23 protein-coding genes are annotated in these 22,225 nt (G+C 61.5%); 4 read left to right on the forward strand and 19 right to left on the reverse strand.

Annotated elements, in window-relative coordinates:
* Positions 1-11: 11 nt before the first annotated feature.
* The 3 genes from ABWV89_RS13080 to ABWV89_RS13090 all read left to right on the forward strand — a co-directional run bounded on the left by ABWV89_RS13080 (position 12) and on the right by ABWV89_RS13090 (position 2,882).
* Complete coding sequence (locus ABWV89_RS13080) at positions 12-1,349, forward strand: hypothetical protein (RefSeq protein WP_353397360.1); 1,338 nt, start codon at positions 12-14, stop codon at positions 1,347-1,349.
* A gap of 113 nt (positions 1,350-1,462) precedes the next feature.
* Positions 1,463-2,434, forward strand: a complete 972-nt coding sequence (locus ABWV89_RS13085) for a 5'-nucleotidase (protein ID WP_353397361.1) — start codon at positions 1,463-1,465, stop codon at positions 2,432-2,434.
* Between the two features lie 88 nt (positions 2,435-2,522).
* Positions 2,523-2,882 (forward strand): hypothetical protein, encoded by a 360-nt coding sequence (locus ABWV89_RS13090; RefSeq protein ID WP_353397363.1) that lies wholly within the window; start codon positions 2,523-2,525, stop codon positions 2,880-2,882.
* 160 nt (positions 2,883-3,042) lie between these two features.
* Here the strand turns inward: ABWV89_RS13090 and ABWV89_RS13095 are convergent, their stop codons facing one another.
* The 18 genes from ABWV89_RS13095 to ABWV89_RS13180 form a co-directional block, all read right to left on the reverse strand.
* Positions 3,043-4,116, reverse strand: coding sequence for a branched-chain amino acid ABC transporter permease (locus ABWV89_RS13095; protein WP_353397365.1), 1,074 nt, complete (start codon positions 4,114-4,116; stop codon positions 3,043-3,045).
* 89 nt (positions 4,117-4,205) lie between these two features.
* Positions 4,206-5,099: a branched-chain amino acid ABC transporter permease gene (locus tag ABWV89_RS13100; RefSeq protein ID WP_353397367.1), complete on the reverse strand. Its 894-nt coding sequence runs from the start codon at positions 5,097-5,099 to the stop codon at positions 4,206-4,208.
* Positions 5,100-5,198: 99 nt separating this feature from the next.
* Entirely contained in the window at positions 5,199-5,927 is a 729-nt protein-coding gene (locus ABWV89_RS13105) for an ABC transporter ATP-binding protein (protein ID WP_353397369.1), read from the reverse strand.
* Positions 5,911-6,654: an ABC transporter ATP-binding protein gene (locus tag ABWV89_RS13110; RefSeq protein WP_353397371.1), complete on the reverse strand. Its 744-nt coding sequence runs from the start codon at positions 6,652-6,654 to the stop codon at positions 5,911-5,913. Before ABWV89_RS13110 ends, ABWV89_RS13105 begins: the two co-directional genes overlap by 17 nt.
* Before the next feature lie 24 nt (positions 6,655-6,678).
* Positions 6,679-7,983: an ABC transporter substrate-binding protein gene (locus tag ABWV89_RS13115; protein ID WP_353397373.1), complete on the reverse strand. Its 1,305-nt coding sequence runs from the start codon at positions 7,981-7,983 to the stop codon at positions 6,679-6,681.
* 184 nt (positions 7,984-8,167) lie between these two features.
* Positions 8,168-8,359 (reverse strand): 2-hydroxymuconate tautomerase, encoded by a 192-nt coding sequence (thmT, locus tag ABWV89_RS13120; protein ID WP_353397374.1) that lies wholly within the window; start codon positions 8,357-8,359, stop codon positions 8,168-8,170.
* Positions 8,360-8,399: 40 nt separating this feature from the next.
* Entirely contained in the window at positions 8,400-9,671 is a 1,272-nt protein-coding gene (locus ABWV89_RS13125) for an ABC transporter substrate-binding protein (protein ID WP_353397376.1), read from the reverse strand.
* Positions 9,672-9,861: 190 nt separating this feature from the next.
* Positions 9,862-10,911 (reverse strand): 4-hydroxy-2-oxovalerate aldolase, encoded by a 1,050-nt coding sequence (gene dmpG / locus ABWV89_RS13130; RefSeq protein ID WP_353397378.1) that lies wholly within the window; start codon positions 10,909-10,911, stop codon positions 9,862-9,864.
* Between the two features lie 180 nt (positions 10,912-11,091).
* On the reverse strand, positions 11,092-12,081 hold the full coding sequence (locus ABWV89_RS13135; protein ID WP_353397380.1) for an acetaldehyde dehydrogenase (acetylating): 990 nt from the start codon (positions 12,079-12,081) through the stop codon (positions 11,092-11,094).
* A gap of 62 nt (positions 12,082-12,143) precedes the next feature.
* On the reverse strand, positions 12,144-12,938 hold the full coding sequence (locus ABWV89_RS13140; RefSeq protein WP_353397382.1) for an SDR family NAD(P)-dependent oxidoreductase: 795 nt from the start codon (positions 12,936-12,938) through the stop codon (positions 12,144-12,146).
* A gap of 35 nt (positions 12,939-12,973) precedes the next feature.
* Positions 12,974-13,573: an antibiotic biosynthesis monooxygenase gene (locus tag ABWV89_RS13145; protein ID WP_353397384.1), complete on the reverse strand. Its 600-nt coding sequence runs from the start codon at positions 13,571-13,573 to the stop codon at positions 12,974-12,976.
* Positions 13,574-13,613: 40 nt separating this feature from the next.
* A complete protein-coding gene (gene dmpH / locus ABWV89_RS13150) occupies positions 13,614-14,402 on the reverse strand; it encodes a 2-oxo-3-hexenedioate decarboxylase (protein WP_353397386.1) in 789 nt (262 codons plus the stop codon).
* Positions 14,403-14,554: 152 nt separating this feature from the next.
* Positions 14,555-15,340 carry a 2-oxopent-4-enoate hydratase gene (gene dmpE, locus ABWV89_RS13155; RefSeq protein ID WP_353397388.1) on the reverse strand — a complete coding sequence of 262 codons (786 nt, stop codon included), beginning with the start codon at positions 15,338-15,340 and terminating at the stop codon, positions 14,555-14,557.
* A gap of 106 nt (positions 15,341-15,446) precedes the next feature.
* Positions 15,447-16,307 (reverse strand): alpha/beta fold hydrolase, encoded by an 861-nt coding sequence (locus ABWV89_RS13160; protein WP_353397390.1) that lies wholly within the window; start codon positions 16,305-16,307, stop codon positions 15,447-15,449.
* Between the two features lie 133 nt (positions 16,308-16,440).
* The gene (locus ABWV89_RS13165; RefSeq protein ID WP_353397392.1) at positions 16,441-17,895 is read right to left on the reverse strand and encodes a 2-hydroxymuconic semialdehyde dehydrogenase; all 1,455 of its coding nucleotides are present in this window, start codon (positions 17,893-17,895) and stop codon (positions 16,441-16,443) included.
* Between the two features lie 104 nt (positions 17,896-17,999).
* Positions 18,000-18,434 carry a GlcG/HbpS family heme-binding protein gene (locus ABWV89_RS13170; protein WP_353397393.1) on the reverse strand — a complete coding sequence of 145 codons (435 nt, stop codon included), beginning with the start codon at positions 18,432-18,434 and terminating at the stop codon, positions 18,000-18,002.
* 142 nt (positions 18,435-18,576) lie between these two features.
* On the reverse strand, positions 18,577-19,503 hold the full coding sequence (locus ABWV89_RS13175) for a catechol 2,3-dioxygenase (RefSeq protein WP_353397395.1): 927 nt from the start codon (positions 19,501-19,503) through the stop codon (positions 18,577-18,579).
* A gap of 74 nt (positions 19,504-19,577) precedes the next feature.
* Positions 19,578-19,913 carry a 2Fe-2S iron-sulfur cluster binding domain-containing protein gene (locus ABWV89_RS13180; protein ID WP_353397397.1) on the reverse strand — a complete coding sequence of 112 codons (336 nt, stop codon included), beginning with the start codon at positions 19,911-19,913 and terminating at the stop codon, positions 19,578-19,580.
* A 218-nt stretch (positions 19,914-20,131) separates the two neighbouring features.
* On the opposite strand from ABWV89_RS13180, the gene ABWV89_RS13185 reads away from it, so the two are divergent.
* On the forward strand, positions 20,132-21,052 hold the full coding sequence (locus tag ABWV89_RS13185) for a LysR family transcriptional regulator (protein ID WP_353397399.1): 921 nt from the start codon (positions 20,132-20,134) through the stop codon (positions 21,050-21,052).
* Here ABWV89_RS13185 and ABWV89_RS13190 read toward each other — a convergent pair.
* Positions 21,039-22,100: an NADH:ubiquinone reductase (Na(+)-transporting) subunit F gene (locus tag ABWV89_RS13190; RefSeq protein ID WP_353397401.1), complete on the reverse strand. Its 1,062-nt coding sequence runs from the start codon at positions 22,098-22,100 to the stop codon at positions 21,039-21,041. The two genes, ABWV89_RS13185 and ABWV89_RS13190, sit on opposite strands and share 14 nt — an antisense overlap.
* Between the last annotated feature and the right edge of the window lie 125 nt (positions 22,101-22,225).

Here is a 22,225-nt window from a genome sequence, read left to right on the forward strand (position 1 = left end):
GGGATTCGGCAATGCCCTACGCACAAGGAACGCGCTTGCCTGGAGAGTCGGCGTCTAAGCTGGGCCACTTGGCTGTTATCGAGAGCCCTTGGGTGCGCTCACTGGTCGATGACTTCGAGGGAGCTACACCTGTTGATGGTGACCCCTCAAACACGCAGTGGCATAACTTCAGCCCGACTGGCATCGAGCCGTTGAGGAACATTTGGGCTGTGGACGGTTCGTTTGTTCCTGTCCGCTCTGAGCAGATGCCTCCACGGGAAGTTGCTTTCGTCAAAACGGCACTCTTAATGCTTGATCGGGTCAAGCTTGATGCTATCGACAATGACCTGCCACATCCCCTGCTTTTGCGTGACGCTCTTAAAGACTCAGGCGTACAACATGCCACAGTTTTTCCGCTTAAAAACGTGCGAACCAGCATGGGGACGAACTTCGAGGCGGTTCGTAACATCGTCCGCGACTCTATTCGCGCTGACCAAGGGGGCTGCTTTCATGAGACCATGAAGTGGTTGGCCTACAAAAAGTGGGAACCTGAGGGGCAAGCGAGTTCTCCAGCCTTTCAGTGTCCCCATTGTCGGGTAGACATTCTGGGTGGCCTAGCGCACGACTGTGACGACGGGAGTTGCCCTCAGTGCGGAGGCCAAGTCTACCTGTCTGATATCTGGGGCTTCCACATGGAGATGGGAGAGGATAGCGCGCCGGAATCGATAGCATCTTCTTATATGCTGGTGATGGAGCATCTAATGCTCTTCACCGCAATACGGCTGATGTGGGCCCACAGCGATCGCGCGCTGGTTTCAAACACGCTTTTCATTAAGGATGGACCGCTGACGTTGCGGAGTCAATATTCCAAAATGGTTCCAAGCGTCCGAGAATTCCTACAGTTCGCCAAAGATGTTGGTCGGCCTGTTCATGTTATTGGCCAGGAAAAGACCGGAACATTCGCCGATCACCTTGGCTCAATCGTTCGATTCGCAGCACCACATAGCCGCGGTGAACCGATGACCTACTCGCCCCTGCCGCACGGCTATGTGCACAAGGAGGTCTATCGAACCCCTGCCGCGGCAAACCCCTACGGTCTCAAGACCAACTGGGGAGAAAAACTTTACGTCAAAGTCGATCCGGGTGCTTATATGGTTCTGAACGTCCCGACGGGAAACTACTTTCCGGCTGACGATAGGCCTCTCGCCGGGGATCTAATTGGGCTCGATCGCATACTCGCCACGCTTCCCGCACTTGTGAGTCACAAGTTTGAAGGGGCACTCTATCCAGTTGAGCTCGCAAATGGTATTGCTTCTATGTCAAGCTATCCATCAGCAGCGATTCTTCAGAGGTTTATGGAAAGCTCATGACGCAGCCTAGCGGAGAGTTTGAGCAGCTCGCGTAATCTTCGATCGTCTTCGGATGTCCAAGATGGCGGATTTTGTGTGAGTGGCTGCGCAAGAACCCAGAAAAGGAACTCCTCGTGCCACTTGATCTCTCCAAAACACTTGTTGTTGGTATTTCTGCAACCGCGCTCTTTGACCTCAAAGAGGCGGATGCTATGTTTAGAGCTAAGTTTCGCGAGGACAAAGAAACGGCTGTCGCCGAATATCGCGCCTACATGTTGGAACGAGAAAGCGAACCTCTAGAAGATGGCACGGGCATGCTCCTCGTGAGGGCTCTTTTGGCGCTAAACAAATACCAAAAGCAGGGAGAAACGAGTCCACTTGTAGAAGTGGTCGTGATGTCTCGCAACAGCCCAGAAACAGGCGTGAGGGTATTTAATAATATTCGGACTCGCGACCTCCCTATCAGCAGGCATGCCTTCACGGGAGGTGAGTCGGTCGTCGACTACCTAGAAGCCTTTGATGTTGATCTCTTTCTAACGACGAATGCAGAGGATGCGCAGCGGGTCATAGACGGCGGAACCTGCGCGGCGGCAGTCCTGAAAGCCCCGCCGAGCGATAGACTAATGCCGCCGGAAAACCAAGTGAGGATAGCCTTTGATGGTGATGCGGTGCTCTTTGATGACAGCAGTGAGATCGTCTACAAGACAAAAGGTCTAACTGATTTTCATGAAAGCGAAGATGCCCAGCAAGATGTCCCGATGCAGCATGGCCCATACGCCACTCTAGTTGGTAAGTTGTCTCAATTGCAGGAAAGACTGCCTTTCAGTGTAGAGTTTTCTCCTGTTCGTATTGCGATCGTCACCGCAAGAAACGCCCCGGCAGAAATGCGAGTAATTAAGACCCTTCGTTCATGGGGTGTCTATGTGAACGAGATATTTTTCCTTGGCGGCGTTGAAAAGACGAAAGTTGTGAAGGCTTTTCGTGCACATATCTTCTTTGATGATCAAGATCTTCATCTCGAGCTTGCGGCACAGCACGTTCCCTCGGGTCGCGTGCCTTATAGGTCAGACTCCCCGCTGTACGTCCCGCCTGTTAGCGAAGAATAGGAGGTGTAGTTTTCCAGGCCGGGCTGCACAACTTTTTGAGTGAGCTTGTCATCGTCGCCAAACGCAGCAGCCAATCTGACTTGCCCCCATGCCCCCCAACAACCACAGCACCCCGAAAGACCGCGTCCTACAAGGCTTGGACACCATCCCCGTTGACCGCACGGTGGAGGTGTCGCTTCGCGACCTGATGTTTGTCCATCAAATGCTGGGTGAGTTTGTGCAGTTCTTTCGCCAGCCCACGCATTGGCCAAACCTGGATGCTGTTCAGCGCTTCATGGGTGGGCGGGATACGGGAGGTGGAACAGAAGTGCTGTTCGAGGCGTACTACGAGCGCATGCGGGACATGATTCCTGCAGACATCGACGATGCCATGAACGACACCAGCCGATTTGAACACCCGTTGCCGCCGGACTACTTTGTGGAAGACTGGTCGTCAGATAAAGAGTGACAGCCAGTTCGCAGGCACGTAGGCAGGTAGGCCATCCGAGCCGAAGGGAAGAGGAGAGAAGGCGAGGCGAGAGGGAATCAGGACAAAAGAAAGGCGGCAAGCCCCCAAAGACCTGCCGCTTCCCATTTCTTCTTGTCAATCAACCGAGAAGAACTGAACCCTACTTCCCCACCACCCGCCGCCTCACCGGGAACAAATGCCAGTCCCACCGCTTGGTGATGGACCCCCACACACCGCCCGGTGCCCACAGCACAATCACCACCGTTAGCACGCCCAGTGCGATCAGGTACCAGCTGCCGAAGTCGCTTAACCACTCCCTCAAAAAGAAGTAGACCAGCGCGCCCAAAATTGGGCCTTCGATGGTGCCGATGCCGCCGATGACGACGGCGAAGAACATCAACGCGGTCCAGTTCATGGAGAAGGCTGCATCAGGCGACACACGCAGCTTGGTGATGAACAGCAGCGCACCGGCCATGGCGGCGGCGCCGCCGGCGGCGATGTACACCGCCCACTTGATGCGCGGCACGCTCACGCCCAGGGTTTCAGAGGCCACTTCGCTGTCGCGCACGGCCGTCAAGGCTAGGCCCCAGCGGGTGCGCAGCAAGGCGTACAGCGCCAGCGTGCCGCCCACGCCCAATGCAAGGGCCAGCCACAGCGTGATGGAAAACCGTGTGTCGACCGACATGCCCTTCAGCAAGGGCGCAATGCTCACGCCCGAGCCGCCGCTGACTTGCGGCAGGTTGGTCACAATCAGGCGGATGGCTTCGGCCATGACCCAGGTGCCAATGGCGAAGTAGGCGCCGCGCAGGCGGAAGGCGATCATGGCGGCGGGAATGGCCAGCAGTGCGCCGGTGATGCCGGCGGCCGGGATCACCCAGAACACCGGCACGCCGCCGTGCAAGCCAAAGATGACCAGGCAATACGCGCCAATGCCGATAAAAGCCTGCTGGCCCATGGACGCCAGGCCGCCGTAGCCGGCGAGCAGGTTCCACATTTGCGCCAGTGCCAGGATGCACAAAAATTCGGTCACCAGCCGGATGTCGCCTTTGGAGCCCCACCAGGGCATGGAGGCAATGGCGGCCACCAGGATGAGGCCGCCAATGGCCGCCGCAAAGCCCAGCGGCGTGGCGCGGGTGACGCGGTAGGAACCCGCTGCCGTGGCTGTCGCAGCCGTGTCCGGCGGGGATGACGATGAAGAAGGTGATGATGAAGGATTCAATGTCTCGGTACTCATGATGAGGACTGCCTGTTCTTATCTGTCTGTCGATTTGCCTGTCTGTCTCTGTCTCTGTATCTGCCTGCTTGTCTGGCTGGCTGTTCAGATCAGCGGTCGCGCGTCTTGGGGAACAAGCCGTTGGGCTTGAGCACCAGCACCACCAGAAACATCAGGTGGCCGGCCAAGATGCCCCAGCCGGGGTCGAACGCGGCGCCAATGGCTTGAGCAATGCCGAGCAGAATGCCGCCGGCCAGCGTGCCCCAGAGCGAGCCCAGGCCGCCGATGATGACGGCCTCAAACGCGTAGAGCAGGCGCGCCGGGCCGTCCATGGGGCCCAGCGTGGAGCGCATGATGAGAAAGGTGCCGGCCAGCGCGATGATGGCGCCGGCAATGGCCATGGCCAGGCCGTACAAGTGCTTGTGGTGAATGCCCATGAGCTGCGCGGTGACCGGGTCGTCCGACGCGGCGCGGAAGGCGCGGCCAATGGCGGTGGCGCGGAACAGCCACTGCAGGCCCACGATCACGCCCACGGCACACACGGCGGTGATGAGCGGCAGCACGCCAATGGCCACACCGTCGCCCAGCGACCAGCTCATGGTGGCGACGTCGCCCGTGTCCAGGCGGCGCACGTCGGCGCTGAAGACTTCGAGCATCAGGTTTTGCACGATGATGGACAGGCCAAACGTCACCAGCAGGGGCGAGAGAATGTCGTGGCCGAGCGTGCGGTTGAGCACCAGGCGTTGCAGCGCATAAGCGAGCATGGCCATGGCTGGCACCACGAGCAGCAGGCTGGCCCAGGCCCACCAGGCGCTGCCGCCGCTGTTGATGAGCGGGGCCACAGCGGCCACGGAGCCAAAGCCGGCCAGCACGATCAAATCGCCATGGGCGATGTTGACCATGCGCATGATGCCGAAGGACAAGGAAAGTCCGGTGGCAAACAATGCATAGAGCCCGCCGAGCAGCAGGCCTTGCATGAGGGTGTTGATCCAGTCGGTGATCATGATGGGGAACTCACAGGAGAGGGGTGGTGTGTAGAGATTGCGGGGAATGCAAGGTGCAAGGGTTCCGCATGGGAGAGGTACCTTGGCCTGGCTTATGGCTTACACACCGAAATAGGCTTGGGTGATCTGTTCGCGGGTGAGCGTGTTGGGTGCGCCCTCCAGCGACACACGGCCTTCCTGAAAACAGTACACACGGTCGGCAGCGTCGAGCGCCTGGCGAATGTCTTGCTCCACCACCAGCACCGAGGTGCCTTGCTCGCGCACGCGCGGCAGCATCTGGTAGATCTCGCGCACGATGATGGGCGCCAGACCAAGCGACAGTTCGTCGCACAGCAGCAGTGTGGGGTTGGACATCAGCGCGCGGCCAATGGCCACCATTTGCTGCTGCCCGCCCGAGAGCTGCGTGCCGGGCTGGTGCCGGCGCTCACCCAGAATGGGAAACAGCGAATAGATGGCGTCGAGCGACCACGGGCCTTTGCGTTGGGTGTGCCCGCCTACAGCCAAGTTTTCTTCCACGCTCAGGCTGGGGAACAGCCGGCGCCCTTCGGGCACCATGGCAATGCCCGCCTGAACAATGCGGTAGGCCTCCATGTTGCCAATGGCCTGGCCGTCAAAAGTGACGGTTTCGGCAGGCGAGGGCAGCAGGCCGCAGATGGCGCGCAGGAAGGTGGTTTTGCCGGCGCCGTTGGCACCGATGATGGCCACCGCCTCGCCGCGGTTGAGGTGAAAGTCCACGCCGTACAGCGCCTGGAAGTCGCCGTAGTAGGCGTCCATGGCGCGGGTTTGCAGCAGCACGTCTTGCGTGGTGGTGTCAGTGGGCTGGCTCATCGGCGTCAATTCCCAGATAAATTTCCTTGACCGCGGGGTCATCCATGACCGCATGCGGTTCTCCGTCGGCCAGCAGCTTGCCGAAGTCGATGACGATGAGCCGGTCGACCACCGCCAGCAATGCATGAACAATGTGCTCAATCCACACAATCGTCACGCCGCTTTGGTGAATGCTCTTGATGGTCTCGATCAGTTCGTGCACTTCGTGCTCGGTCAGGCCGCCACCGATTTCGTCGAGCAGCAGCAGGCGTGGCTCGGTGGCCAGTGCGCGCGCCAGCTCCAGGCGTTTGCGGTCGAGCAGGCGCAAGCTGCCCGCGAGCAGGTTGGCGTGTTGCATCAAACCGGTTTTGTCCAGAATGGCGAGCACCCGTTCTTCGGCCTGGCGCTCGTTGTGGTTGGCACCAAAGGTGGCGCCCACGAGCACGTTCTCGTAAACCGTCATGCCCGCGAACGGGTGCGGAATCTGATACGAGCGGCCAATGCCCGCGCGGCAACGCAGTGATGGCCGAAGGCCGGTCACGTCTTGTCCGTCGAGCACGATGCGCCCTTCATCGGGGGTGATGTCCCCGCTGATCAGGTTGAGCAAAGTGGTTTTGCCTGCCCCGTTGGGGCCAATGATCCCGAGGGCCTGGCCTTCGGGGACGTTCAGGGTGAGCGCGTCCGTGACGGTGAGCGCGCCGAAGCGCTTGCTCACCGTCTCGACCGCCAGCAAGGGAGGTCGTTGCATGGCAGTAATGGGGTCTCTGATGCTTTAAGCGATCGGCTTGAGTTCACCACCGATTGGCACCATCTTGGCGATGCCGTTCTCGACGATGATCAGCTCAAAGCCTTTGCCTTGCTTCTGCCATTGACCACCCACCAGCGGTGTCTTGCTGACGTTGGGCACTGGGCCGGTGGCGAAGTTCACCGGGCCAACAATGGTGGTCATGTTGGTGGCCTTGATGGCGTCGCGCAGCGCTTCGCCACCTTTGCCACCCGCCTTCACGAAGGCAGCCACGGCCACTTCGAACAGCGAGTGCTTGAAGCCCAGCGGCATGGACCACTGGCGGCCGGTGGCCTTGGTGTAGGCAGCGGCCAGTTCGGCAGAGGATTGGCCTGTCATGCTGGACTTGAACGGGTGCTGAGGCGACCACCACACTTCCACCGACAAGCCGTCAGAGCGCTCGCCAAAGGCGTTGATGGCAGCGGGGAATTCGGTGGCCTTGCCCACGGTCACGATCTTGGGCTTGAAGCCTTGCTGCGCGGCCTGGCCCCAGAAGTTGCCGAAGTCGGGCGGTGGCAGCACGCCGGTGACGATCTCCACGCCTTGCTTCTTGAACTCGATGATCTGCGCCGAGAAGTTGTCGGCAGGCGAAGGGAAGCGGCCGGTGTCGATGTACTTGAGGTTCTTGGCCTTGCCGGTGGCCGGGAAGCCGATCTTGGGGTCGGCCCAGGCGTTGCCGTCCGGGTCGTTGGGCCACAGGCCGCCGACCACGCGGTTGGTCTTGAGCTTGTCCCAGATGCCGGTGTAAACGGAGATGCAGTCTTCCAGACCCCAGAAGAAGTGGTAGGTCCAGTTGAAGCCCTTCTTCGGATCACCACCACGGCCGAAGAAGTGCGGTTGCCAGGGGGTGTCGTTGGTGATGCAGGGCGTGCCGTTGAGCTCGCAGGTGTCGGCCACGGGGTTGGTGGTCTCGGGCGTGGAGCCGGCCACCACCAGATCGACCTCGTCGTTGAGGATCAGATCGTTGGTGACTTCAGCAGCGCGGCTGGAGCTGGACTGCGAGTCCTTGACGATGATCTCCACCGCATAGGTCTTGCCGCCGACCTGGATGCCTTTGGCGTAGTGCTTGCGGATGGCCTCGATCACGAACGCATCGGGCTCGGCAAACACGGCCAGCGGGCCGGTTTGTGGGCTCACGTAGCCGATCTTGAAGGTTTGCGCTGCATGCACCCAAGGGGCGTGCAGGGCGGTGGCGCTGGCCGCAGCGATGCCACCAATGGACTTGAGGGCCTGGCGGCGGTCGAGGGCGGACGTGAAGGTGCCGCCGGACGTTTTCTTGCCGGTGATTTGCATGTATCTGTCTCCTGCGCGTGCTTTTGTGTTGAACACTGACCGTTGCGGCACGATCGCCCCGGGCAGTGTGGCGGGATGGCGCGAAGGCCTTCCCTCGTTTCCTCGTTTCCTTGCTTCCTCTTGTGGGTGTTGGCGTGTGCGTATGCGTATGCGTATGCGTTTGCCTTTGTGGGCGTGCGTACCGCTATCGCCCCAGGTCCTTGGCGGTCTGGCCGGCGATGCCCCAGTTCTCCTTGGGCATCTCGTGAATCCAGACACGCACCGTCTCCCGGGGGGCGCCCACGGCCTCTTGCAGGGCGGAGGTGACCTTCTCGATCACGGCCCGTTTCTGGTCTTCGGTGCGACCTTCGATCATGTAAATCTGTGCGAATGGCATGTGTGTTTTCTCCGTGTCAGTGGGATCGGGTGACGCTGGGTCACCCGGTGGTCAGTTGGGCTGTGGTCGGGATGACGGGAGAGCGGGTGTTGTCCACGACCTCCAGAATCCAGCGACCCTTGGCGTTGCGAATCCATTGCCCGCCCACGGCCGGCGTGGTGCAGACGTTGCGGTTGGGGTGGCTGTCGCGCCAGTTGATGGGGCCGGCCAGCGTGTTGACGCGTGCGCGCTTGAGCGTGTCGCGCACGTCGGCGGCCTTGGTGCTGGGCGTGTTCTGACACACATGGGCCGCCACTTCCATCAAGGCGTGGGAGAAGCCCAGCGTTTGCACCCAGGGTGCGCCGGTGCTCTCTTCGTAGGTCGCCACCACCTTGGCTGCGGTCTGCCCGGTGAAGGACGACTTGAACGGCCAGGCCGGCGACCACCAAACCTCGTTGGTGAGCGTGAGGCCGGGGCGCTGAATCTGTGCCACCGTGTCGTTGAAGGCGAAAGCCTTGGCGATGGACGCCATCACCGGCTTGTAGCCCACCTTGTCCGCCGCCTGGAAGAAGGCTGCCGCGATGGGGGGAGGCAATACGCCAGTGACCATGCGGATGTTGGCGTCGCGCAGCTGGATGGCCACGCTCTCCCAGTCGGGGTTGGCAAACTGCACCCGCTGCGGCACGACGAGCTCGATGCCGCGTTTGGCGAACGCTGGCGGAAAAGCCTTGAGGAAGGCTTCGGCATCGATGTCGTCACCGAACAGGCCACCGGTCTTGGTGCCCAGGTTGGCGCTGGCCTGCAAGGCGCTGTAGATGTCGGCAAAGTCTTCCAGACCGGCAAAGAAGTGATAAGTCCATTCAAAGCCTTTGGTCGCGGTGGCGCCCCGGCCGTAGTACCAGGCCTGCCAGGGCACGATGCTGCTCACGCAGGGCACACCTGCCGCTTCGCACGCGTCGGAGACGGGGTTGCAGATCTCCGGTGTGGCGGTGGTGAGGATGAGGTGCACGCCCGAGGCAATGAGCTCGGTGGCAAGCTTGGCGGCCTTCTCGGGAGAGGAGGCTGCATCGTGCAGGCTGATCTCCACCTGGCGCGTATCGCCCGAGGCTGTCTGGAGGCCGCTGCGAAAGCGTGGACCGAGTGTCTCGAACACGTAGCGGTCTGTCACGCCAAAGGAAGAAAGAAAACCGGTCTGCGGGCTGATCCAGGCCACCTTCATGGCTGGTGCAGCGGCGTAAACCGGGGCCCACCTGGCGGCACTCACTGCGGCCAATGCGGATGCGACGAGCGCACGCCGCCCCAGTCCCCTTGCGGGGGAGCTTGATTTGGTCATTGCCTGTCTCCTGTGTGTGGTGGCCAGCCTTCGTGTGTCCGAAGGTCTGACCGGGTTTCAGATCGCGATGTCTGACATGGGCTTTTGTCTCTTGCCTCTGTTTTCTTCTGCCTTTCGCTCTTCTTTCTCTTTCCCTCGTTCCCTCTTTGCTCTGGTGGGTGTCTTGTTCAGATCCGCAGTGCGATCGGGCTCAGGCGGCGCGCTGCTGGCCGGACCGCTGATCGCGCTCTTTCGCCATCGTCATGGCGGTGTCTTCGATCATGTCTTCCTGGCCACCGACCATCTTCTTGCGGCCGAGCTCGACCAGGATGTCGCGGGCCGAGAGCTTGTACTTGGCCGCTGCGCGCTTGGCGAACAGCAGGAAGGAGCCGTACACACCGGCATAACCCAGCGTGAGCGCATCGCGATCAATGCGAATGGGGAAGTCCATGATCGGGAAGACCAGGTCTTCGGCCACGTCCTGGATCTTCCAGACGTCCACACCGGTGATGACCCTCATGCGGTCGAGCACCGCCACCAGAACTTCCATCGGCGTGTTGCCCGCGCCAGCACCCAGGCCAGCGGCTGCCGCGTCGATGCGGGTGGCGCCACACTCGATGGCGGCAATGCTGTTGGCCACACCCATGGCCAGGTTGTGGTGGCCGTGAAAGCCCAGCTCCGTCTCCGGCTTGAGCGCTGCACGCACAGCGGTCAGGCGCTCCTTCACGCCATCGGGCAGCAGGTAGCCAGCCGAGTCCGTGACGTAGATGCAGTTGGCGCCGTAGCTCTCCATCAGCAGGGCTTGCTCCACCAGCTTCTCGGCACTGGCCATGTGGGCCATCATCAGAAAACCAACGGTGTCCATCTCCAGCTTGCGGGCCATGGTGATGTGCTGCTCCGACACATCGGCCTCGGTGCAGTGGGTGGCGACGCGAATGGTGTTCACGCCCAGACCGTGGGCCATCTTGAGGTGGTCAACGGTGCCGATGCCGGGCAACAGCAAAGCAGAAACCTTGGCCTGCTTCATCAGCGGGATCACGGCCGAGAGGTATTCCTCATCGGTGTGAGCCGGAAAGCCGTAGTTGACCGAAGACCCACCCAGGCCATCGCCATGGGTCACTTCGATCAGCGGCACGCCGGCAGCGTCCAGGCCGCTGGCAATGCTCTTCATCTGATCGAGGGTCATCAGGTGACGCTTGGGGTGCATGCCATCGCGCAGCGTCATGTCATGCAAAGTGATTTTCTTGCCTTCAATGCTCATGATTCATTTCTCCAGTGTCTGAACTCAGTCCTGCTCAAAGTCGAAAGAACGGTGGACTGAAGAAGCGCCAATGCGTGGCAGCCGTGGAACCGGCTTTGCCGGGCCACCGGGCTGCGTCCCCCTCCCGCCGAAGGCGAGAGAGGGGGGAGGACGCGAAGCGGCGCAGGGGGTGTTTCATCCTTACAGCTTTATCGTTCCAGCGAGGATTTCTTCAGCGAACATTTCTGCGGTACGAGCAGCGGCGGCGGTCATGATGTCCAGGTTGCCGGCGTACTTGGGCAGGTAGTCGCCCAGGCCTTCGACTTCCAGGAAGACAGACACACGCTGACCATCGAACACAGGGCCGTTGACCAGCTTGTAGCCCGGCACATACTTCTGCACCTCGGCGATCATGTCGTGGATGCTCTTGGTGATGGCCGCCTCATTGGGTTTGCCGGCAGACTCGTCCACCAGGCAGTGCACGGTGTCGCGCATGATCAGTGGTGGATCGGCAGGGTTGATGATGATGATCGCCTTGCCTTCCTTGGCGCCGCCGACCTTCTCCACAGCACCGGCAGTGGTGCGGGTGAACTCGTCGATGTTCTTGCGGGTGCCGGGGCCAACCGAGCGGCTGGACACCGTGGCCACAATCTCGCCGTAGGCCACAGGTTGCACACGGGAGATGGCAGCCACCATCGGAATGGTGGCCTGGCCACCGCACGTCACCATGTTCACATTGAAAACCTGGCCCCCACGCTCCCCCGCTGCGCGAGGTGCGCTGCCCCCCGAGGGGGCTGAGCCGCCTTGGGAGCGGCCCTGCGCCGGCTCGCTCATGAGCTGTTTCAGGTTCACGGGCGGCACGCAGTAGGTGCCGATGGCCGCAGGCGTGAGGTCGATCATCATCGCGCCTTGCTCAATGACCTTGCGGCTGTTCTCGGCGTGCACGTAGGCGCTGGTGGCGTCAAAGACGATTTGCACACCGTCGGCCTTCATGTGGGGAACCAGACCGTCCACACCGTCGGCGGTGGTCTTGATGCCCATTTCCTTGGCGCGCTTGAGTCCGTCGGACTGGGGGTCGATGCCCACCATCCACACCGGCTCCAGCACGGGGCTGCGCTTGAGTTTGGCTAGCAAGTCGGTGCCGATGTTGCCCGGCCCGATCAATGCGCATTTGATTTTCTTGTCACTCATGATGCGATGAACTCCAGATATCGAAATAAGGTGGTGAATCGGTTCTTCTGCTCGATGGCCTGTCAGGTCAGTGTTCTGACCACGCCGCCGTCCACACGCAGCGCGGCGCCCGTGGTGGCGCTGGCTTGCGGGCTGCAGGCGTAGGCCACCATGGCGGCGACTTCGTCGGGGCGAATGAACCGGCGCAGCAGCGAGGTGGGGCGGGCTTCCTTGAAGAAGCGTTCTGCCGCTTCGTCGAAGCTGATGCCTTGGCTGGCGGCGAGCTTGTCGAAAAACGCTTTCGCGCCTTCGGTCAAGGTAGGGCCGGGTAGCACGCTGTTGACGGTGACGCCGGTGCCTGCGCAGCATTCGGCCAGGCCACGTGCCACCGACAGCTGCGCCGATTTGCTCATGCCGTAGTGCACCATCTCGGCGGGCGGGCAGATGCCGGACTCGCTGGACACAAACACGATGCGGCCGTGATTGCGCTCGAGCATGCCGGGCAGCGCCGCACGGGCCAGCCGCACGCCACTCATGACGTTGGTGTCGAACATGTTCTGCCAGGCCGCATCGTCAATCTCGGCAAAAGGCGTGGGCTCGAAGATGCCCAGGTTGTTCACCAGAATGTCCATCTCACCCATGGCCTCACTCACGGCGGCGCAGCCATCGGCGCTGCCCAGATCCACCGCAGCACCCTGCAGCTGTGCACCGGGGACGCTTGCCCGGATGCGTGCCATGGCCTTGTCCACAGCATCTTGCGTTCGACCGTTGACGGTGACGCGCGCGCCACCTTCAGCCAAGGCTTGTGCAATGGCAAAACCGATGCCGGCGGTGGAGCCGGAGACGAAAGCTTTTTGGCCTTTGAAGGTGAGATTCATATGAACGTGGATATCAGGTGTTCTGGTCTCTGGATCTAGTCTTTGGACTTGGGCGAGGCATGCAGCCAGCCGGCCATCAGGCGCGTCAGGCGCGGGGCCACGACCCAGGTCATGATCAGCACCACCAGGCCGGTGATGACCAGCGTGCGAGGCACCAGTGGCCAGCTTTGCAAGTAGGGCGCCACGGTGACGAAAAGCAGCAGCACGGTGGGGAAGATGCCCATCCAGGTCACACAAGCCACTTTCCACTTGGGCGGTGGCAGCTTGGTGGTGGAGCCTGCGGGCGCGAACCAGTAGTCCAGGCCGCTGACCACGCGCATTTCCTGATCGCCAATGGTGTGGCGGCCCACGCGAGCCAGCCATTCGGCGCGCTCGGGTGATTGCTGCCAGGCGGTGAGGTGCTCTTCGTTGTCAAAAGCGAAGACCACATGGAAGAGCATGGGCTCATTGCCGCTGCCCGGCTCACCAGGGCGAACCAGCTGACCACCGAGATGGCCGGCAAAGCCTTTGGCCGCCAGCATCATGCCGGCCATGGCCGTTTCAAAGTTCTCGGCATCGGCCGGCGCCACACGCCGTGTGATCAACACGGTGACGGCGCGGGATGGCGTGGCGGGTGCGGCGGAAGGGGGGCTCATGTTCTTGATCCGTTGGGTCCGTTCGATCTGCTCAGATGAATCAGACGAAACGCATGCTCACCGAACCCAGGTCCTGGAAGCGCACGTTGACGCTGTCACCCGCTTCCACCGCGATGGCTGCGGTCACGCCGCCGGTCATGATGAAAGTGCCGGCCGGGATTTCCTGACCACGCTTGCCCAGGTGGTTGGCCAGCTCGGCCACGGCAGCGGCGGGGTGGCCCATCACGGCAGCGCCGGTGGCCATGTCCATGATCTGACCGTTCTTCTCCAGCACCACGCCCAGCGTGCGCAGGTCCAGCTCTTCCACGTTGCGTGGGCGGCCGCCCACCACAAAGCGCGAAGCGGAGGTGTTGTCGGCGATCACGCTCTTGAGGTCGAACTTGAAGTCGCGGTAGCGGCTGTCGATGATCTCCACGCCGGGAATCACGAAATCGATGGCGGCCATCACAGCGCCCACATGGCAGCCGGGACCTTTTAGCGGTGCCTTGGTGACGATGCAGATTTCCGCTTCAACCTTGGGGTGGATCAGTTCGCTGGTCTTGATCTCGCTGCCTTCGGCGCACGACATGTAGTCGCTTACGAAGCCGAAGCAAGGCACTTCCACGCCCATCTGCTTCATCTTGGCGAAAGAGGTCAGGCCGCACTTGAGACCCACCGTCTTGTTGCCACGGCCTTCCTTGCGATGGCGGATGACGTCCTGAATGGCATAGGCGTCTTCCCAGTCCATGTCAGGGTGGTCGTCGGTGATCTTGGTGACATCAAAAGCCTGCAGCTCGGCGTTCTCGAGATGCTCGGCCAGCTTGTCAATGGTGTTCTTGTCGAGATTCATGTTGGGTTCCTGAGTGATCTTTGTGTCTCACCAATACGGATCGGAGATGCGATGGCTTTAGCCGAGGGCGCGGCGGATCCGGGTCTCCCGGTCCGCAACGCGCCGCCCCCTTGAGGGGGACGCGCAAAGCGCGGCGGGGGTGGTTCTTAGGTTCATGCGACAAACCGGACGGACGTGCTGCCCAGTCCGCCCACGCTGCTGTGCAGACTGTCTCCAGCGACCACGGGCACCAGCGGCGATTGCGAGCCGGAGAGGATGATGTCGCCGGCCTTGAGGCCGATGCCCAGACGGCCCAGCGTGTTCGCCAGCCATGCCACGGCGTTCACGGGAGAGCCTTGCACCGACGCGCCGGTGGAGGTGCTGATGATTTCGCCGTTCTTCTCCAGCACCATGCCGGCCAACGACAGGTCAAGATCGCGCGGGCTCTTGCGCACACCGCCCAGGGTGAGCACGCCGCAGGAAGCGTTGTCGGCCACGGTGTCCTGGATCTTGATCTTCCAGTCCTTGATGCGCGAGTCGACGATCTCGAAGCAAGGCATCACGCAGTCGGTTGCGCGCAGCACGTCAGCGGCGGTCACGCCAGGGCCCTCCAGGTCTTTGGCGAGGATGAAGGCCACTTCGGCTTCGGCCTTGGGGGCGATCATCTCGCCCACGGAAATGGCCTGGCCTTCGTTGAACACCATGCCGGAGAGCAGGTGGCCGAAGTCGGGCTGGTTCACGCCCAGCATGTCCATGACGACCTTGCTGGTCACACCGATCTTCTTGCCCACCACGTGTTCGCCCGCGTCGATGCGGCGCTGGATCATGCGCAGCTGGATCTGGTACGCGTCTTCAATGGTGATGTCGGATTCGCGGTCGGTCAGTGGTGCGACGGCCTTGCGGTCCAACAGTGCCTGGTACAGCTCGTCGCCGTAGTGTTCAATCTTTTTTGCGTCCATGGTGCTTGCTCGCGTGTGTTGGTGTATGTGTTGTTGTGTTTGGGCAGGTATTGAAAAACTCGGATTCGGCTTCAGATTCGTACTCGGATTCAGAGCCCGGTCGGCTTTATGGCGCCTCGTCTGCTTCGGTCAGGAACTGGCTGACCAGATGGTTGAAGCGCGCCGTGTGTTCGATCTGCGTCCAGTGGCCGCAATGACCAAAGACATGCAGCTGGCTGTTTGGAATCCACTGCGACAGCGTGAGCGAGTTCTGCAGCGGGATGACCTGGTCTTCACGGCCATGAATGATCAGCGTCTCGTGGGGCAGGGCGCGGATGGCAGCTTCATCGCTGGCCATGGCGTCCACCCAGCGCTGGCGCGGGGCAGGGAACATGGCCGAGAACGACTCCTGAAAGCCGGGGCGAATGCTGGCCTCGTAGCGCAGCCTGGCCAGCTCGTCGGTGACGAGCGCGCGGCTGTGCGCAAAGATGTCGAGCATCTTGCGCATTTCCTCGAGCGAAGGCTCATAGCCCCAGACGTCGTCCAGCCCTTGGGTGATGGGAAACTTCACGCCCACCGACCCCATCAGCACCAAGCGGCGCACACGTTCAGGCGCGCGAATGGCCAAAGCCAGCGACAACGCACCCCCAAACGAGTTGCCCACCACATCGGCTTTCTCGATGCCCATGGCATCCATCAGGTCCAGCGCCTGCTGCACCCAGGTGTTCATGTTGTAGGCGATTCCTTCAGGCCGATCCGAATAGCCAAATCCCACCATGTCCGGCGCAACCACCCGCCGCTCCTGCGACACCACCGGCAACACCAGCCGCCAGTTCGCCCACGCACTCACCCCCGGCCCCGACCCGTGGATGAACAACACCGGCGGCTGACCCGGCTTCGAAGAGCCGACGTCATGCACGTTCGTGTTGAACGCCCCAGTGCGAACGGAATTCGCAATCTCAGGATTGGAGGATGAAGAAGTGCTCATAAAGAAAGAGGTCAGTCAGATAGCGTTCGAGTGAAGTGCCTTCAACCGAGGCTGCGACGGATCCGGGTCCCCCGGTCCGTACGCAGCGCCCCCCAGTGGGGGGTGACGCGCCTGCGGCGCGTCGCGGGGGGCGTCAAAGCTTCACCATGACGTTTCGAAGTTCGGTATAAAACTCCAGCGAATGCACACCACCCTCGCGGCCAATGCCGCTGGACTTGGAGCCACCAAAGGCGGTACGCAGGTCGCGCAGGAACCAGCTGTTGATCCAGCACAGGCCCACTTCGATGGACGCTGCCATGCGGTGTGCGGTTTCCAGGTTTTGCGTCCACACCGTGGTGGCCAGGCCGTAGTCGGTGTCGTTGGCCAGCTCAATCGCTTCTTCCACCGTGTCGAAGGGAGCGATGTGGCAGCAAGGGCCGAAGATTTCTTCGCGGATGATGGGGCTGGTCTCGGGCAGTCCGGTCCAGATGGTGGGCTGCACGTAATGACCATCCTTGTACTGGTCAGGCAGCTCGGGCGAACCGCCGCCGGTCACCACGGTGGCGCCTTCGGCCTTGGCCTTCTCGTAGTAGCCCATGACCTTTTGCTTGTGTTCAGCGGAAATCAATGGGCCGAGGTTCACGCCGTCCATTTCGCTCGGGCCCACCTTGAGGGCTTCGGCCTTGGCCTTGAGGGCTGCGACGAACTTGTCAAAGATGGGGCGCTGCACGTACACGCGCTCGGTGCCCAGGCAAACCTGGCCGCAGTTTTCAAACGCGGAGCGGGTGATGCCGGCCACGGCCTTGTCGAAATCGGCGTCGGCAAACACGATGCCGGCGTTCTTGCCGCCCAGCTCGAAGGACACGGGGCGCACGCCCTTGGCGGCGGCGGCCATGATGGCTTCACCTGTGCGGGTCTCGCCCGTGAAGGTGATGGCGTTGACGCCAGGGTTGCGGGTGAGGAATTCGCCGGCAGAGCCGGGGCCGAAACCGTGCACCACGTTGTACACGCCCTTGGGCACGCCGACCTTGTCCATCACTTCGCCCAGCAGGGTCGCGGTGGCAGGGGTTTCTTCCGAAGGCTTGACGATGACGGTGTTGCCGCAGGCCAGCGCCTGGCCCACTTTCCATGTCATCAACAACAGTGGCAGGTTCCAGGGGCAGACAACGCCGACCACGCCCACCGGTGAACGCACCGCGTAAGACAGGGCGGTGCCGCCGTCTGGCGTGGTCATCTGGAAGCTCTCGGTGGGAACGTTCTTGATGATGTCGGCAAAGACCTTGAAGTTGGCCGCTCCGCGGGGAATGTCGATGTGTGAGGCCAGCGACTTGGGCTTGCCGGTGTCGGCAATCTCGGCGGCGAGGAAGTCGTCAAAGCGGTTGTTGATTTCGTCGGCCACGGCGTAGAGCATTTCCACGCGCTTGACCACGCTCATCTGGCCCCACTCGCCTTTGAGGGCAGCACGGGCAGCGGTCACAGCGGCGTCCACTTCAGCCTGACCGGCTTCGTGGACCATGCCGATCACACGGTTGTCGGCCGGCGCGCGGTTTTCAAACGTCTTGCTGGTGGCAACAAACTCACCGTTGATGAAGTTCAGAAACTGTTTCATGGAAGTTCTTCGGGATGACGTAAAGACAAAAAAGACAAGAAAGCAAAAAGAGAGAAATGCAAAGAGTGAAGCGACAAAGGTTCAGGTCGCGTTGCCGCAGACGATCAGCCCAGCTTCAGCAAGGCATCGATGCCAGCCTGGGCGCATTCAGCGTCTTGCTCGGCAGAGCCACCCGAGACGCCAATGCCGCCAATCAAGGCGTCGCCGACACGCACAGGCAAACCACCGCCAAACACCACCAGGCGCGGGCGGTGCGGCATGCCAATGCGCAGTGCCTCGTCGCTCTCCAGCACCTTGGGCCAGTCGGCGGTGGGGAAGCCAAAACTGGCAGCGGTGTACGCCTTGTCGATCGCGATATCAATCGAATGCAAAAACGCATTGGGCATGCGCAGGAATGCAGCCAAGGTGCCCGACGCATCGGTCACTGCCACATTGATGCGAATCCCCAATGCCTCCGCCTTCGCCACAGCCGCTTCACAAGCCAACGAAGCCGCCTTGGCAGAAATCACATAAGAAGAAACAGCCATCGATTCATTCATAAACAAAAACTCCAAACCTCAAACGCCAGACCAGGTCCGAGCGAAGTCACCTCAACCCGAGGGTGCGACGGATCCGGGTCCTCCGGTCCGTACGCACCGCCCCCTTGAGGGGGTGAAGCGCCTTCGCGCTTCGCGGGGGTGGTCAAGTCACCACGCTCAGGAACGCATCATTGAGTTTCCGGTCGTGATAGAAAATGCCGCGACCCACTTCTTCCCAGCTCCACGTTGTCGCTGGCATGTCGGGGTACCACTGGTAGCCACCGCAGAAGGTTTCCATGCGGTTGCCCGATGGGTCGAAGAAGTAGATGGTGGTGCCGCGGGTGATGCCGTGGCGGGTCGGGCCGATGTCGATGGACACGCGGTGCATGGACATGATGTCGGCCGCACGCAGCACCTGCTCCCAGCTCTCGAGCATGAAGCTCACGTGGTGCAGCTTGTCGTCTTCGGCATGGCGAACCATGGCGATGTCGTGCGCCTTGGTCGAGCAGGTCAGCCAGGTGCCCAGATCGGTTTCGCCGTCTTCGAGCTTGACGCGCTCGACGAGCGAGAAGCCCAGCACGTCTTCAAAGATCTTGCGGTTGCCGTCGATGTCGCCGCCGTAGATCAGGGCGTGGTCCATGCGCACGGGGTTGATGCCCTTCTGGTTTTCCAGCCAGGCTTCGGGGCTGTCATAGCCCAGACCGTTGCCCACGCCCTTTTTCTCGGCGTACAGCTCGATGGTGTGGCCGGTAGGGATCTTGAAGCGCACGCGCTCGCCGGTTTCCAGCATTTCGCCAGCTGGCACGCGCTCGGTGGTCAGGCCAGCGTTCTTGAGGTCTGAGTCGAGCTTGTCCAGCGTGGCCTTGCTGTCCACCTTGTACGCAAAGGCATCGAGGCCGGCCCGATCGGCTTTGCGGATCACAAAGCTGCTGTGATCGAATTCGTCATTGCACTTGAAGTACACACGCCCGCTTTTGTCGCGGCCTGTCTCCTTCAGGCCCATCACGTTGGTGTAGAACTGCACGGATTCGTCGAGGTCCAGCACACGCACAACAGCGTGGCCGGGACGAAGTACGCCTGTCATTGCCATTTCAGTCTCCTTCTCTGGTGGTTGGTTTGGCGGTAGCGATAGGGGAAATCGGGTTGAGCGCGTTGTTTCAACAATCACAGTGCCTTGGCCGGCTCAACCCTGATGCGGCTGACACTTTTCTTCATCTTTCCAATGACTTCGAGACGGATGGCGCTGGTGGGCTTGACGCGGCAGGCCAGTACCCGGCCTTTGGCTTCGTCTTCGACGCTCACGTGGTCGCGACTCATGACGCGGCTCACATAGCTGCCTTCGAGCACCTGCACCTTGCACACACCGCAGCCGCCATTGCGGCAGCCCACAGGAATGCCTTTGCGCTGGAGCGACTCCATGCCCTCGAGCAAGGAGCGGTCTTCGCGGCAGAGGTATTGCTCTCCTGTGTCTTCGATCAGGACGTTGTGTTTGGTGGTCACTCGGCTTGTCTCCAGTCAGGGCAGACCCGTCTGCCCAGGGCTATCACTGCCCTTTCGCTACCCGCTCGGGGTACACCGTCTTTGTTGCGTGTGTTTCCCGAACGTCTTGTCACGATAGGCATGGGGTGTGATACTGTCCAATACCAATTTTTGGAAACGCAATACCGTTTTGGTATCGGACAAGTTGTGCGGTCAGAATGTGGAAGGTCTGAGCTGTGGTGGATCTCAAGGACATGCGCTACTTCCTGGCCCTGGCCGAGGAAGGCAATTTCGGGCGAGCTGCGCAGCGGCTTCACATGACGCAGCCGCCCCTGACGCGCTACATCCATGGGCTGGAAGAGCGCCTGGGCACGGCCCTGTTCGTCCGCACACCCAAGGGCGTGACGCTGACCGAAGCGGGGCAGACTCTGCTGGAAGAGGTGCCCAACCTGCTCACCCTGGCCAAACGGGCGACGGAGCGCACGCAGCTGGCGGGGCAGGGTCTGATCGGTCAGCTCGATGTGGGCCTGTTCGGCTCGGGCGTGCTGGATGTGATCCCGCGCATGCTGGCGCGTTTTCACAAGGCCAGGCCCAAGGTGAAGATCGTGCTGCACAACCTGACCAAGGACGCGCAGCTCAATGCCTTGCGTGAGCGACGCATCTCCATTGGCTTCAACCGGCTGGTGCCTGAAGAGGAGGGCATCACGGTGGAGCCGGTGTTTCGTGAGCGGCCGGTGGTGGCGATTCCGGCGACGAATCCGCTCTCGGTCCGGCCCAGCATCAGCTTGAAAGATCTGGACAATGTGCCGCTCATCACCTACCCGAACGTGCCCATGCGCGGCCTGGCACAAGCCGTGGCCGACGCCTTTGAAGCCGAAAACGTGCGGCTGAAGGTGGAACAGGAGGTGGAAGACGTGGTGACGGCCGTGGCGCTGGTGGCTACCGGCTTTGGTGTGGCCATCACCACGCAATCGGCGGCCAATCTGCGCTTGCCGGGGGTGGTGTTCAGGCCCCTGACCAGCAAAACCCTGCGCGAACTGGAGCTCAGTTGCCTCTACCGCACGGGCGACCCGTCGCCAGTGCTCCAGACCTTTCTGGAGGTGGTGCATGAGTTTGCACGTGAGGCGAATCGGCATGGCGGGCACTTCACACCCGTTTGAACAGAGGGCTGCGGGCTTGCTGCGCGTCGGCGGCTGAGAGAAATCGCTCGGTGTAGATGTCGCGCTCGAACAGGCGGCCTTGCATCAATGCACCGATCCCGGCTTCGATCATGGGCGGCGGCCCGCACAGGTAGGCCTTGTGGCCGGCAAAACCATTGGTGAAGTGCGCACTGGCAGCCTCGTGCACGAAGCCGCGCAAGCCCTGCCAGCCGGATTCGGCGGGCTCGTCTGAGAGGGCGGGCACATAGGTGAAGTTCGGGTGCGCCTCTGCCAGCGCCAGGAACTCGTCGTGGTCGTACAGCTCTTCGAGCGACCGCTGGCCATAGACAAGGGTGATGGATTGCTGGCAGCCTTCGGCCAGCAAATCCAGAATCATGGACCTTGGGCTGGACAGGCCCGAACCGCCGGCCATGAAGATCATGGGCATGTCGGCAGACTTGCGCACAAAGAAGCGGCCATAGGGTCCGCTGAGCTGGACCTCGTCGCCGGTCTTCAGTTCATCGTGCAGCCAGGCTGTACCTTGCCCGCCGGGCACGCGTCGAACGTGAAGTTCGATCACGGCAGTGTCGTTCACCTCTTGCGGTGGGTTGGCAATGGAAAATGCGCGCGTGCCCTCCAGGCCAGGAATGGTCAGCTGCACATACTGGCCGGCCTGGAACTGCATGGGCCGGTCGAGCTTGAGGCGCAAGCGTTTGATGGTGGGGGTGAGGTCGGTGCTTTCTTGCACCACCCCTGAAAAGTCTTCGACCGGAATCGATTCGGCGTCCGGATCTTCTTCAATGTCTGCTTCGATGGTGGCGTCGCTGAGCAAGGTGGCGCAGCAGGCCAGCGTCTTGCCTTCTTCGCGCTCAACGTCCATCAGCGCAAACGGGTTGGCGGCGCCATGGTCCACTTCGCCGTCGGCCACATCCACCTTGCACGAGCCGCACATGCCGTGGCCACACGCGTGGGGCAGATAAATGCCTTGTCGCAGTGCGGCATCCAGCAGGGTCTGGTTGTCTTCCACCTCGATGGTGGTGCCGAGTGGTTCGATGGTGAGCTGGTACATGGCGTAGGCGAACAAAGCCCCAACCCGCGGCAGACCGGGGGCATGAAAGGCATGAAGCAAGAGAAGAAGTTCGGGAAAAAGCGGGCTGCCGACGGCCACGCATGTGACCGAAGGCAGACCGAAAG

It is taken from the genome of Hydrogenophaga sp. 5NK40-0174 (assembly GCF_040372165.1).
Classification (GTDB): Bacteria; Pseudomonadota; Gammaproteobacteria; order Burkholderiales; family Burkholderiaceae_C; genus Hydrogenophaga.

What these genes read in the sequence shown, in the direction of transcription:
- ABWV89_RS13080 (WP_353397360.1), top strand. Translation starts at nt 12, where the DNA reads ATGCCCTACGCACAAGGAACGCGCTTGCCTGGAGAGTCGGCGTCTAAG.
- ABWV89_RS13090 (WP_353397363.1), top strand. Translation starts at nt 2,523, where the DNA reads ATGCCCCCCAACAACCACAGCACCCCGAAAGACCGCGTCCTACAAGGC.
- ABWV89_RS13095 (WP_353397365.1), bottom strand. Translation starts at nt 4,116, where the DNA reads ATGAGTACCGAGACATTGAATCCTTCATCATCACCTTCTTCATCGTCA.
- ABWV89_RS13100 (WP_353397367.1), bottom strand. Translation starts at nt 5,099, where the DNA reads ATGATCACCGACTGGATCAACACCCTCATGCAAGGCCTGCTGCTCGGC.
- ABWV89_RS13105 (WP_353397369.1), bottom strand. Translation starts at nt 5,927, where the DNA reads ATGAGCCAGCCCACTGACACCACCACGCAAGACGTGCTGCTGCAAACC.
- ABWV89_RS13110 (WP_353397371.1), bottom strand. Translation starts at nt 6,654, where the DNA reads ATGCAACGACCTCCCTTGCTGGCGGTCGAGACGGTGAGCAAGCGCTTC.
- ABWV89_RS13115 (WP_353397373.1), bottom strand. Translation starts at nt 7,983, where the DNA reads ATGCAAATCACCGGCAAGAAAACGTCCGGCGGCACCTTCACGTCCGCC.
- thmT (WP_353397374.1), bottom strand. Translation starts at nt 8,359, where the DNA reads ATGCCATTCGCACAGATTTACATGATCGAAGGTCGCACCGAAGACCAG.
- ABWV89_RS13125 (WP_353397376.1), bottom strand. Translation starts at nt 9,671, where the DNA reads ATGACCAAATCAAGCTCCCCCGCAAGGGGACTGGGGCGGCGTGCGCTC.
- dmpG (WP_353397378.1), bottom strand. Translation starts at nt 10,911, where the DNA reads ATGAGCATTGAAGGCAAGAAAATCACTTTGCATGACATGACGCTGCGC.
- ABWV89_RS13135 (WP_353397380.1), bottom strand. Translation starts at nt 12,081, where the DNA reads ATGAGTGACAAGAAAATCAAATGCGCATTGATCGGGCCGGGCAACATC.
- ABWV89_RS13140 (WP_353397382.1), bottom strand. Translation starts at nt 12,938, where the DNA reads ATGAATCTCACCTTCAAAGGCCAAAAAGCTTTCGTCTCCGGCTCCACC.
- ABWV89_RS13145 (WP_353397384.1), bottom strand. Translation starts at nt 13,573, where the DNA reads ATGAGCCCCCCTTCCGCCGCACCCGCCACGCCATCCCGCGCCGTCACC.
- dmpH (WP_353397386.1), bottom strand. Translation starts at nt 14,402, where the DNA reads ATGAATCTCGACAAGAACACCATTGACAAGCTGGCCGAGCATCTCGAG.
- dmpE (WP_353397388.1), bottom strand. Translation starts at nt 15,340, where the DNA reads ATGGACGCAAAAAAGATTGAACACTACGGCGACGAGCTGTACCAGGCA.
- ABWV89_RS13160 (WP_353397390.1), bottom strand. Translation starts at nt 16,307, where the DNA reads ATGAGCACTTCTTCATCCTCCAATCCTGAGATTGCGAATTCCGTTCGC.
- ABWV89_RS13165 (WP_353397392.1), bottom strand. Translation starts at nt 17,895, where the DNA reads ATGAAACAGTTTCTGAACTTCATCAACGGTGAGTTTGTTGCCACCAGC.
- ABWV89_RS13170 (WP_353397393.1), bottom strand. Translation starts at nt 18,434, where the DNA reads ATGAATGAATCGATGGCTGTTTCTTCTTATGTGATTTCTGCCAAGGCG.
- ABWV89_RS13175 (WP_353397395.1), bottom strand. Translation starts at nt 19,503, where the DNA reads ATGGCAATGACAGGCGTACTTCGTCCCGGCCACGCTGTTGTGCGTGTG.
- ABWV89_RS13190 (WP_353397401.1), bottom strand. Translation starts at nt 22,100, where the DNA reads ATGTACCAGCTCACCATCGAACCACTCGGCACCACCATCGAGGTGGAA.